Raw genomic sequence first — 10,408 nt, forward strand, 5'->3', positions numbered from 1 at the left:
TCCCGGCCCGCCCCGGCGCCCCTGAAGGGCTCCGTGCTCATACGCCGGACGGGCTGAGCGTGCTCGGCTCGTCCGGCGTTTGGCATGCCCGCTCCCCGGGCTCGGCCCGCCGCAGGGTGAGCGCCGCCAGCACCGCCGCCCCGGCCAGCACCACGGCCCCGGCGATCGCCGCGCCCTGCATCCCGCTCGTGAACGCCTCCCGTGCGGCCGCCGCCAGCCCCGGCACCCGCTCCGCGACGGCCAGCGCGCCACCCAGCGTCTCCCGGGCCGCGTCCGGCGCCGACGCGGGGACGTCGTGGCGGTAGACCGCGGCGCCGACGGAGCCGAGCACCGCCATGCCCATCGCCCCGCCGAACTCGCTCGACGTCTCCATCAGCGAGGACGCGGTGCCCGCCCGCTCCACCGGCACGGTGCCCAGCGCCAGGTCCATGATCTGGGACATCACGACGACACTGCCGACCGCGAGGATCGCGCCGGCCGTGAGCACCACGGCCATCGAGTCGGTGCCGGCCAGAGACAGCACCCCGAAGCCCGCCGAGGCCACCGCGAAGCCCACCGTGACGACGTGGGCCCGGGGCACGCCCCGGCTCACCAGCGCGGCGGCCGCGGGGGCCGCCGCGCCGATCGGCACGGACGGCAGGAGCGCCCACAGGGCCGCCTCCAGGGCGCTCTTGCCGAGCACCGACTGCAGGTACTGCGTGGTGAAGTAGGCCGAGCCCATCACCCCGAACGCCGAGAGCAGGTTCAGCGCGACCGAGGGCGCGAAGCCCCGGCCCCGGAACAGCGCGGGGGAGATCATCGGCGCGGCGGCCGTGCGCTGGCGGTGCACGAACAAGGCGGCGAAGAGCAGGCCGACGGTGATCGAGACGACGTAGCGGACGTTCCAGCCCTCGGAGGGGATCTCCTTCAGCCCGTAGATCACGGGCAGCACCGCGGCCATCGACAGCGGGACGCTCAGCAGGTCGAAGCGGCCATGGTGGGCCGTCCGCGACTCGGGGAGCAGCAGCGGGCCGAGGACCAGCAGCAGGGCCATCGCGGGCAGGTTGACCAGGAAGACCGAGCCCCACCAGAAGAACTCCACCAGCACCCCGCTCATCACGGAGCCCAGGGCGATGCCCGCCGTCATCACGCCCGACCACAGGCCGATCGCCTTCGCGCGCTGGCCGGGGTCGGTGAACATCGCGCGCAGCATGGCCACGGTGGACGGCATGAGGGTCGCGCCGCCGACGCCGAGGACCGCCCGGGCCGCGATCAGCGTCTCGGCGCTGTTGGCGTAGGCCGCCGTCAGCGAGGCCGCGCCGAAGGCGACGGCGCCGATGAGCAGCAGCCTGCGATGGCCGATGCGGTCGCCGAGCGAGCCCATCGTCATCAGCAGTCCGGCGAGGACGAAGGCGTAGATGTCGAAGATCCACAGCTGCTGGGTGCCGCTGGGCCGCAGGTCCGCGCTGATCGCCGGGACGGCGAAGTAGAGGACGGAGACGTCCATGGAGACCAGCAGCAGCGGCAGCATCAGGACGCCCAGGGCGGTCCATTCACGGCGCCCGGCACGGGCGGGCGCAGGGGTGGTGCTCTTCGGTTCGGAAGTCATGGCGGTGAATGTACGCGCGTATTAAACGACTGTATAGAACGCGTGTATAGGACGGCTGTATGGACGGGCGGTAGGCTGAGTCGCATGGGACACCGTGAGGATCTGCTCGAAGGCGCCAAGCGCTGTCTGCTGGCGAAGGGCTTCGCGCGCACGACGGCGCGCGACATCGTCAAGGAGTCGGGAACCAACCTGGCCTCGATCGGCTACCACTACGGCTCGAAGGACGCACTGCTCGCCCAGGCGTACGTCGGCCTGGTCGAGGGGATGTCCGAGGCCTTCGACGGGGTGGACGGCGTCCGGGGCGAACCGGGGTCCCTGGAGCGCTTCGAGGAGGTGTGGTCCAACATCATCGGCACCATGCGGGGTCCCGGCTCGCTCTGGCGGCTCAGCGTGGAGATCGTGGCCATGGGCGACCAACTGCCCGAGGTCAGGGCCCATCTGGCGAAGGCTCAGCGGGAGGCCGCACGCGGCATCGTCGCGCTCTTCATGGGCGGTTCCGAGGACGACGTCACCCAGGACACGGCGGACACCCTCGGCGAGTTCTACACGACCTTGCTGATGGGCCTGATGATGCAGTGGACCTTCGACCCGGAGGGCGCCCCGGAGGCCGGGCACCTCACGGAGGGGCTGCGGCGGGTGATGGAAGCCGCCCGCAGGGGTAAGTGACCCGCGTCACGGTCGCGTTGACCGAGTTCGCACGCCCAACCGGTAGGTCGGGTGGACGTGGTGGGGACCGAACGGATCCGGGTGAGCGTCTTTGCTGGGCTTCGTCGACGTGAACCTGGCCGTCCTGCCGGGCGACGTCGACCACTGGTGAGCCGGGGCGGACACCCCTTATGGGGTGTCGAGCCGGCGGCCCTTCAGGGCCATGTGCAGCAGCAGGCGGTCTTCGCCGTCGTCCAGGTCCAGACCCGTGAGCTGTTCGACGCGGGAGAGGCGGTAGTACAGGGTCTGGCGGTGGATGCCGAGTTCGGCGGCCGCGCGGCCCGCCTGGCCCGCGCGGTCCAGATAGACCTCGGCGGTGTGGGCCAGCTCGCGCTGGGCGGGGGACAGGAGCGCGGCGACCGCCACGTCACGGGACGCCTCCGGGGGCAGTGCGGTCAGCAGGCGGTACGGGCCGATGCGCGACCACTCGGCCACCGGGCCCAGCCGCGGCTCCGCCAGCGCCGCACGGGCCGCCGCCGACGCCTCCCGCCAGGACGCGGCCAGCTCCGCGAGCCCGGTGCGCGGTTCCCCCAGCCCGGCCGCCGGGCGGGCCGGACCCGTGTCGTCCTTCAGCAGACGGGCCGCCGCCGCGTGCGCCGCCGTCCGCACGTCCGCCGAGCGCAGCCGGACGAGGACGGCGAGGCTCTGCCCGGCCGCGCCCCAGGGGACGGTGCACAGCGCGGTCGCGTGCGGGACCGTCCGCACCGACGGGGCGTCGTCCGGGTCGGCCGAGGGCCAGGGGGCCACGCAGACCACCGTGTGGACGCCGTCCGCGCGAGAGCCGAGCGCCGTGCGCAGCTCGGCGACGGCCATGTCGCCCTGCCAGCCGCGCTCCGCGGTCAGCACCGCGCGCAGCTCACGGCTGAGGTCGGCCCCGTGCTGCGCCTCGTCGGCGAGCAGCGCGCCGATCCGGGCGGTCACCGCCATGGCGTCGTCCAGCTGCCGGTCGGTCGGGCCGGGGTCGCCGTCCAGCAGCCACACATAGCCGAGCACGACACCCCGATGGCGTACCGGGAGGCAGATCCGTGCCCGGTACACCCCGGCCTCCGGGGTGCGCGGGATGCGCACCGGGCCACTCGCCCGGGTGATGCCGAACCCCTCGAACCAGGTCCGGACGGCCGCCGTGGAGCGCCGGGTCAGGATCGAGCGGGTGCGCACGGGGTCCAGGGCCGACGCGTCGAGCTCGCCCTCGCTGTCGTACGCGCCGAAGGCGATCAGCTCGAAGTCGCGGTTCTCGAGTGTCGCGGGGGCGCCCAGGAGCTCCGAGATCTCGTCCACGAGCTCCTGGTAGTCGGCCTTGTCTGCGGGCGTCACGCTGGCATTCTCCCTCATTTCTCCAGCGCCTTCATACATCTGTCTGAGATCTCCGGCGCGGATGCGTGACAGCTGTCGATGGCCGACGATCGGGGGGATCCCTAGGTTTCACGGTGGTTCTCCGTGCCGTACCCGAATGGTCGGGACTCGGCCGCCTTTCGTTGTCTGTGGAGGTGCCCCGTGCTGGGTCCCGTGATTCTCGCCGCGTCGCGCAGCGACCGGATGCGACGCCTGATCTCGGCGGCCCCGGTGACGAAGCAGGTCGTCGACCGGTTCATCCCCGGCGAGACCGTCGACGAGATCGTGCCGATCGTCCAGGAGCTCACCGGCAAGGGCCTGGAGCTGACCATGGACGTCGTCGGCGAGGACATCACCCGCCCCGAGCAGGCCGCCGCCGCCCGGGACGCCTATCTGCGCCTCGTCGACCAGCTCAAGGGCCTGGAGCTCGGCGAGCGCGTCGAGATGTCCGTGAAGCTGTCCATGTTCGGGCAGTCCCTGGAAGGCGGCCACGAGCTCGCCCTCGCCAACGTCCGCCCCGTCGTCGAGGCCGCCGCCGCCATCGGCACGACGGTCACGCTGGACGCCGAGGACCACACCACCCTCGACTCGATGTTCGCCATCCACGAGGAGCTGCGGAAGGACTTCCCGCAGACCGGCTGCGTCATCCAGGCCTACCTGTTCCGCACCGAGGACGACGCCCGCCGCCTCGCCGCGAACGGCAGCCGGGTGCGCCTGGTCAAGGGCGCCTACAAGGAGCCCGTCGAGGTCGCCCTCCAGCGCAAGCAGGACATCGACAAGGCGTACGTCCGGATCCTCAGGATCCTGATGGAGGGCTCCGGGTACCCGATGATCGGCTCCCACGACCCCCGACTGATCTCCATCGGCCAGGAGCTCGCCCGGCGCGCCGGGCGCAAACTGGACGAGTACGAGTTCCAGATGCTGTACGGCATCCGTAGCGACGAGCACCTGCGCCTGGCCGCCGAGGGCCACCGCATGCGCGTCTACACGGCCTACGGCACCGACTGGTACGGCTACTTCATGCGGCGGCTCGCGGAGAAGCCCGCCAACCTGCGGTTCTTCGTCCGTTCCATGGTCAGCAAGGGCTGAGCCCCCGCACAGCGGCCCCACCCCCGGCCCCTGCACAACGGCTCGACACACACCGCTCAGTAAGGAGTTACGGAACCCATGGACGCTGTGACCCAGGTCCCCACCCCCGTCAACGAGCCGGTGCACGGCTACGCCCCCGGCTCGGCCGAGCGTGCCCGGCTGGAGGCCAAGCTCAAGGAGCTGGCCGAGAACCCCATCGACCTGCCGATGACCATCGGCGGTGAGAAGCGGATGGGCGGCGGCGAGCGGATCGACGTCGTGCAGCCGCACAACCACAAGGCCCGCCTCGGCACCTTCGGCACCGCCACGCAGCAGGACGCCCAGGACGCCATCGACGCGGCCCTCGCCGCCGCGCCGGCCTGGCGCGCGATGTCCTTCGACGACCGCGCCGCGATCATCCTGCGCGCCGCCGAGCTGCTGGCCGGCCCGTGGCGCGAGACGCTGGCCGCCTCCACCATGCTCGGCCAGTCCAAGACCGCCCAGCAGGCCGAGATCGACACCCCCTGCGAGCTCGTCGACTTCTGGCGCTTCAACGTCAAGTACGCCCGTGACCTGCTCGCCGAGCAGCCCCCGGCGAACTCCCCGGGCGTGTGGAACCGTCTCGACCACCGCCCGCTGGAGGGCTTCGTCTACGCGATCACGCCGTTCAACTTCACGGCGATCGCGGGCAACCTGCCCACCGCGCCCGCGCTCATGGGCAACGTCGTCGTCTGGAAGCCGTCCCCGACGCAGACCCACGCCGCCGTGCTGCTGATGCAGCTCCTGGAGGAGGCCGGTCTGACCAAGGGCGTCATCAACCTCGTCACCGGCGACGGCATCGAGGTCTCCAAGGTGGCGCTGGAGCACCGCGACCTCGCGGGCATCCACTTCACCGGCTCGACCAAGACCTTCCAGTACCTGTGGAAGACGGTCGGCAACAACATCGAGAAGTACCGCTCGTACCCGCGCATCGTCGGCGAGACCGGCGGCAAGGACTTCGTCGTCGCCCACCCGAGCGCCGACCGCGCGGTCCTGAAGACCGCCCTGACCCGCGGTGCCTTCGAGTACCAGGGCCAGAAGTGCTCGGCGACCTCCCGGGCGTACATCCCGGCGTCGATCTGGAACTCCGGCTTCAAGGAGGAGTTCGCAGCCGAGGTCGACTACCTCACCATGGGTGACGTCACCGACCTGTCGAACTTCATCGGCGCCGTCATCGACGAGCGCGCCTTCGCCAAGAACAAGGCCGCCATCGACCGCGCCCAGGCCGACCCGTCCTGCACGATCGTCGCGGGCGGTTCCTACGACGACTCGGTCGGGTACTTCGTGCGCCCGACCGTCATCGAGTGCGACGACCCGGAGAACGAGGTCTTCACGACCGAGTACTTCGGCCCGATCCTCGCCGTGCACGTCTACGAGGACGACAAGTACGAGGAGATGCTGGACCAGATGGAGTCGGTGTCCGCGTACGCGCTGACCGGCTCGGTCATCTCGACCGACCGTGCGGCGACCGCGTCCACCATGGAGAAGCTGCGCTACGCGGCCGGCAACTTCTACATCAACGACAAGTCGACCGGCGCCGTCGTCGGCCAGCAGCCCTTCGGCGGCGGCCGTGCCTCCGGCACCAACGACAAGGCCGGTGCCCCGCAGAACCTGATGCGCTGGACGCTGACCCGCGCCATCAAGGAGACGCTGGTCGCGCCGACCGACTACGCGTACCCGCACATGGGCTGACACCCCGCCGTGTGTGACAGGGGCCGGGCGCATGCGCCCGGCCCCTCGCGTTTCCCCGCCCCCGCTAGCCGGGCATCTCCGTGCGCTCCCACCACTCGTACACCGGCAGCTCCCCCTGTGGTGTGTCCGCGCGGCGCGAGGTCGGCCGGAAGTGCTCGTAGCCGTTGCGCAGCTCGATCTTCACGTCCGGGCCGGGGGACGGGGCCGGGACGACGCGGTCGGGCAGATCGTCCGGGCCGCCTTCCAGGAACACCTTCGCCGTGTCGTTCATGCACCCAGCGTTCCCCCGGCGCGGCGCCGCCCCCCGGGCCGCACGGAGGATCAGCCGACTGGCTGACGCCCGCACCCGCCCCGCCGTCGGCCGGGGCACTGTCCGCATGACCCCCGGTGCGCCGCGCACCGCCCACACCGCCGATCCGACCGCCGCCGAACTCGACGCCGTGCGCGCCCTGTTGGCGGACGCCTTCGACGGCGACCTCGCCGACGAGGACAGGGAGCACGCGCTCTGCGGCCTCCACGTGCTCGTCCACGACGACGCCGGGCGGCTCGCCGCGCACGGCTCGGTGGTGATGCGCCGGGTGCGGCACCGCGACCGCCGGCTGCGGGTCGGCCACGTCGAGGCGGTCGCCGGACGGGCCGGCCTGCGCCGGCGGGGCCTCGGCGGACGCGTCATGGCGGAACGGGAACGGATCGTCGACCGGGCGTACGACGCGGGGACGCTCTCCGCGAGCGACGAGGGCGCCGCGCTGTACCGCGCGCGGGGCCGGCGGGTGTGGCCGGGGCGGGTGTGCGCGCTCGGTGTGGACGGCGTCGTGCGGCCGCCCGACGAGGAGGGGAGCACGTTCGCGCGGCCCGCTCCGGCCGGTCCGCCCGACCCCGCGTACGAGCTGGTATTCGACTGGCGGGACGGGGACGTGCTCCGAGGGGCGGACGGAGAAACCGCAGCTCAGCGCGGTGCGATCCGATTCGCTGTCTCAGATAGTAGGAAGTCCGAGTAATTGTGGAGACAGACGCGCTCCGCTCCCTTAACTTTGTAGGAGCCGAACGTATCGCTCGATCAAGCGAATGGCGGTCGTGAGCCGGGCCCCGTGCAGGCAACCCCTGCGGCCCGCTCCCCGCCCCTTCCGGCGTCTCGTAACCCCGCCCCGCACTCCCGTGCTTGCCGAAGGAGTCGATTCCCCATGGCCGAGACGACCGCCCGCCGTCGAGTCCGTCACCTCTCCCGCACCAGCGACAGCGACCGCAAGAACGCCGCCGCCGCCCTCCAGCGCGCCCTCGACCGCAGGGACAACGGCGGTGCGACCGGCCACCAGGCCGCCTAGGGGCGCTTGCCCCGGACCCTCGTCGCCCGACACACGCTGTCCGTATGGCGGACGGCGTGTGTCATCCCATGGGACGAGCAGTAGGGTGCCGACATGTCTCGCAGCATCGATCTCGCAGTGATTCCCGGTGACGGCATCGGCCAGGAGGTCGTGGCCGAAGGCCTGAAGGTCCTCTCCGCCGTCCTCCCGCAGGATGTGAAGCTGGAGACCAAGGAGTACGACTTCGGCGCCCGGCGCTACCACGCCACCGGTGAGACCCTCACCGACGCCGACCTCGACGCCCTCAAGGCCCACGACGCCATCCTGCTCGGCGCGATCGGCGACCCGTCCGTGCCGTCCGGCGTCCTGGAGCGCGGCTTCCTGCTGAAGCTCCGCTTCGCCTTCGACCACCACGTCAACCTGCGCCCCTCGAAGCTGCTTCCGGGGGTGGCCACCCCGCTCGCCGGTGAGCCGAGCATCGACTTCGTCGTGGTCCGCGAGGGCACCGAGGGCCCGTACACCGGCAACGGCGGCACCATCCGCAAGGGCACCGAGCACGAGGTCGCCACCGAGGTCTCCGTCAACACGGCCTTCGGTGTCGAGCGCGTCGTCCGGGACGCCTTCGCCCGCGCCCAGGCCCGGCCGCGCAAGAAGCTCGCGCTGATCCACAAGAACAACGTGCTGACTTTCGCCGGTCACCTGTGGACCGACGTCTTCAACAGGGTGGCCGAGGAGTTCCCCGAGGTCACCACCGAGTACATGCACGTCGACGCGGCCACCATCTACCTGGTGACGCAGCCCGAGCGGTTCGACGTGATCGTCACCGACAACCTCTTCGGCGACATCATCACCGACCTCGCCGCGGCCGTCTCCGGCGGCATCGGCGTCGCCGCGAGCGGCAACATCAACCCCTCCGGCGAGTACCCCTCGATGTTCGAGCCGGTCCACGGTTCCGCGCCCGACATCGCCGGCCAGGGCAAGGCCGACCCCACCGCCACGGTCCTGTCCGTCGCCCTGCTCCTGCGCCACCTCGGCTACGAGGCCGAGGCCGCCCGGATCGACGAGGCGGTCTCCGCCGACCTGGCCGAGCGCACCGGCAGGCCCGCGCGCAGCACGTCGGAGATCGGCGACGCGCTGGCCGTACGAGTAGCCGGCTGACCCGCGCCGCTCGCACCCCCTCGAAGCCGCCGGGTCACAACGCACCCGGCGGCTTCCGCATGTCCGCCGCCGGGTGACACCATCGACCCCTGGGTCGCACTCCACGCCGATCACACGGAACAGGCCGATTTCGTTCACGGTTCACTCTTGCGATAATCGAACAAGGAGCCGCGGAATGAGGGAATGTTCGGACGTCCTAGCACTGACCACGGGCAGTACAGGCGTGAGCGCGGCCCGTCACACACAACCGGTGAAGGACAACCACTCATGACGACGCCCACGATCGAGCTCAAGCCCTCCGCCAGCCCGCTCTCCTCCACCGAGCGCGACGCGATCCTGGCCAACCCGGGTTTCGGCCGCCACTTCACCGACCACATGGTGACCATCAGGTGGACCGAGGGTCGTGGCTGGCACGACGGCCAGCTCGTGCCGTACGCGCCGCTCTCCCTCGACCCGGCCACCATGGTCCTGCACTACGCCCAGGAGATCTTCGAGGGCCTCAAGGCGTACCGCCAGCCCGACGGGACCGTCGCCACCTTCCGCCCCGAGAAGAACGCCGTCCGCTTCCAGGCCTCGGCCCGCCGGCTCGGCATGCCGGAGCTGCCGGTCGAGACGTTCATCGAGGCGTGCGACGCGCTGGTGAAGCAGGACCAGGCGTGGGTCCCCGCGCACGGCGGCGAGGAGTCGCTGTACCTGCGTCCCTTCATGTTCGCCACCGAGGTCGGCCTGGGCGTCAAGCCCGCCGGCGAGTACCTGTTCATCGTCATCGCCTCCCCGGCCGGCGCCTACTTCCCGGGCGGCGTCAAGCCGGTGTCGATCTGGGTCTCCGAGGACCACGTCCGCGCGGTGCCCGGCGGCATGGGCGACGCCAAGACCGGCGGCAACTACGCCGCCTCCCTGCTGGCCCAGGCCGAGGCCGCCGCTCAGGGCTGCGCCCAGGTCTGCTACCTCGACGCGGTCGAGCGCAAGTGGGTCGAGGAACTCGGCGGCATGAACCTGTACTTCGTCTACGGCGACCGGATCGTCACCCCGTCCCTCACCGGCTCCATCCTGGAGGGCGTCACCCGTGACTCGCTGCTCCAGGTCGCCCGTGACCTCGGCTACACGGCCGAGGAGGGCCGCGTCTCCGTCGAGCAGTGGCAGCGCGACGCGGAGAACGGCACCCTCACCGAGGTCTTCGCCTGCGGCACCGCCGCGGTGATCACCCCCGTCGGCACCGTCAAGCGCACCGGCGCCCAGTGGCAGCAGAGCGGGGGCGAGCCCGGCGAGGTGACGCTGAAGCTGCGCCAGGCCCTCCTCGACATCCAGCGCGGCACGGCCGAGGACGAGCACGGCTGGATGCACCGGCTCGGCTAGGGCGTGTTTCGAAAGTAGCGTCGTCCGCCCGAAGGGCGGGGTCCGCGGCGTCTGGTGCGGTGCATCGCAAGGCGGAGTGTCGTCCGCGTACTGGGCGTACGCGGACGATCCCGACAACGCGGCGAGGCGCCGTGCCAGGCGCCGCGGACCAGACGGGACTTTCGAAACA

The 10,408-nt window shown here is 71.5% G+C and carries 10 protein-coding genes; 7 read left to right on the forward strand and 3 right to left on the reverse strand.

The features are described from left to right. Nucleotides 1-37 precede the first annotated feature (37 nt). Nucleotides 38-1,588: an MFS transporter gene (locus tag ACFRAC_RS29305; RefSeq protein ID WP_382934234.1), complete on the reverse strand. Its 1,551-nt coding sequence runs from the start codon at nucleotides 1,586-1,588 to the stop codon at nucleotides 38-40. An 84-nt stretch (nucleotides 1,589-1,672) separates the two neighbouring features. Here ACFRAC_RS29305 and ACFRAC_RS29310 point away from each other — a divergent pair, with 84 nt between their 5' ends. Beyond that, nucleotides 1,673-2,254, forward strand: a complete 582-nt coding sequence (locus tag ACFRAC_RS29310) for a TetR/AcrR family transcriptional regulator (protein WP_382934236.1) — start codon at nucleotides 1,673-1,675, stop codon at nucleotides 2,252-2,254. 168 nt (nucleotides 2,255-2,422) lie between these two features. Here the strand turns inward: ACFRAC_RS29310 and ACFRAC_RS29315 are convergent, their stop codons facing one another. Further along, entirely contained in the window at nucleotides 2,423-3,625 is a 1,203-nt protein-coding gene (locus tag ACFRAC_RS29315; protein WP_382934239.1) for a PucR family transcriptional regulator, read from the reverse strand. A gap of 162 nt (nucleotides 3,626-3,787) precedes the next feature. Here ACFRAC_RS29315 and ACFRAC_RS29320 point away from each other — a divergent pair, with 162 nt between their 5' ends. Together ACFRAC_RS29320 and pruA are read left to right on the forward strand one after the other, a co-directional pair. Then, the gene (locus tag ACFRAC_RS29320; protein ID WP_382934242.1) at nucleotides 3,788-4,714 is read left to right on the forward strand and encodes a proline dehydrogenase family protein; all 927 of its coding nucleotides are present in this window, start codon (nucleotides 3,788-3,790) and stop codon (nucleotides 4,712-4,714) included. Between the two features lie 78 nt (nucleotides 4,715-4,792). Then, nucleotides 4,793-6,424, forward strand: a complete 1,632-nt coding sequence (gene pruA / locus ACFRAC_RS29325; RefSeq protein WP_382934244.1) for an L-glutamate gamma-semialdehyde dehydrogenase — start codon at nucleotides 4,793-4,795, stop codon at nucleotides 6,422-6,424. Nucleotides 6,425-6,488: 64 nt separating this feature from the next. On the opposite strand, the gene ACFRAC_RS29330 is transcribed toward pruA, so the two are convergent. Continuing rightward, on the reverse strand, nucleotides 6,489-6,695 hold the full coding sequence (locus ACFRAC_RS29330; RefSeq protein ID WP_382934247.1) for a DUF5988 family protein: 207 nt from the start codon (nucleotides 6,693-6,695) through the stop codon (nucleotides 6,489-6,491). Nucleotides 6,696-6,801: 106 nt separating this feature from the next. On the opposite strand from ACFRAC_RS29330, the gene ACFRAC_RS29335 reads away from it, so the two are divergent. The 4 genes from ACFRAC_RS29335 to ACFRAC_RS29350 all read left to right on the forward strand — a co-directional run bounded on the left by ACFRAC_RS29335 (nucleotide 6,802) and on the right by ACFRAC_RS29350 (nucleotide 10,239). Beyond that, on the forward strand, nucleotides 6,802-7,422 hold the full coding sequence (locus ACFRAC_RS29335) for a GNAT family N-acetyltransferase (RefSeq protein ID WP_382934250.1): 621 nt from the start codon (nucleotides 6,802-6,804) through the stop codon (nucleotides 7,420-7,422). A gap of 183 nt (nucleotides 7,423-7,605) precedes the next feature. After that, the gene (locus tag ACFRAC_RS29340) at nucleotides 7,606-7,746 is read left to right on the forward strand and encodes a hypothetical protein (protein WP_107115595.1); all 141 of its coding nucleotides are present in this window, start codon (nucleotides 7,606-7,608) and stop codon (nucleotides 7,744-7,746) included. A gap of 93 nt (nucleotides 7,747-7,839) precedes the next feature. Beyond that, nucleotides 7,840-8,883: a 3-isopropylmalate dehydrogenase gene (locus ACFRAC_RS29345; protein ID WP_382934255.1), complete on the forward strand. Its 1,044-nt coding sequence runs from the start codon at nucleotides 7,840-7,842 to the stop codon at nucleotides 8,881-8,883. A 267-nt stretch (nucleotides 8,884-9,150) separates the two neighbouring features. Continuing rightward, nucleotides 9,151-10,239: a branched-chain amino acid aminotransferase gene (locus tag ACFRAC_RS29350; RefSeq protein WP_382934258.1), complete on the forward strand. Its 1,089-nt coding sequence runs from the start codon at nucleotides 9,151-9,153 to the stop codon at nucleotides 10,237-10,239. Nucleotides 10,240-10,408 lie beyond the last annotated feature (169 nt).

Origin of the sequence: Streptomyces sp. NPDC056628 (assembly GCF_042792555.1) — a bacterium.
Classification (GTDB): domain Bacteria; phylum Actinomycetota; class Actinomycetes; order Streptomycetales; family Streptomycetaceae; genus Streptomyces.

What these genes read in the sequence shown, in the direction of transcription:
- ACFRAC_RS29305 (WP_382934234.1), bottom strand. Translation starts at nt 1,588, where the DNA reads ATGACTTCCGAACCGAAGAGCACCACCCCTGCGCCCGCCCGTGCCGGG.
- ACFRAC_RS29310 (WP_382934236.1), top strand. Translation starts at nt 1,673, where the DNA reads ATGGGACACCGTGAGGATCTGCTCGAAGGCGCCAAGCGCTGTCTGCTG.
- ACFRAC_RS29315 (WP_382934239.1), bottom strand. Translation starts at nt 3,625, where the DNA reads ATGAGGGAGAATGCCAGCGTGACGCCCGCAGACAAGGCCGACTACCAG.
- pruA (WP_382934244.1), top strand. Translation starts at nt 4,793, where the DNA reads ATGGACGCTGTGACCCAGGTCCCCACCCCCGTCAACGAGCCGGTGCAC.
- ACFRAC_RS29330 (WP_382934247.1), bottom strand. Translation starts at nt 6,695, where the DNA reads ATGAACGACACGGCGAAGGTGTTCCTGGAAGGCGGCCCGGACGATCTG.
- ACFRAC_RS29335 (WP_382934250.1), top strand. Translation starts at nt 6,802, where the DNA reads ATGACCCCCGGTGCGCCGCGCACCGCCCACACCGCCGATCCGACCGCC.
- ACFRAC_RS29340 (WP_107115595.1), top strand. Translation starts at nt 7,606, where the DNA reads ATGGCCGAGACGACCGCCCGCCGTCGAGTCCGTCACCTCTCCCGCACC.
- ACFRAC_RS29345 (WP_382934255.1), top strand. Translation starts at nt 7,840, where the DNA reads ATGTCTCGCAGCATCGATCTCGCAGTGATTCCCGGTGACGGCATCGGC.
- ACFRAC_RS29350 (WP_382934258.1), top strand. Translation starts at nt 9,151, where the DNA reads ATGACGACGCCCACGATCGAGCTCAAGCCCTCCGCCAGCCCGCTCTCC.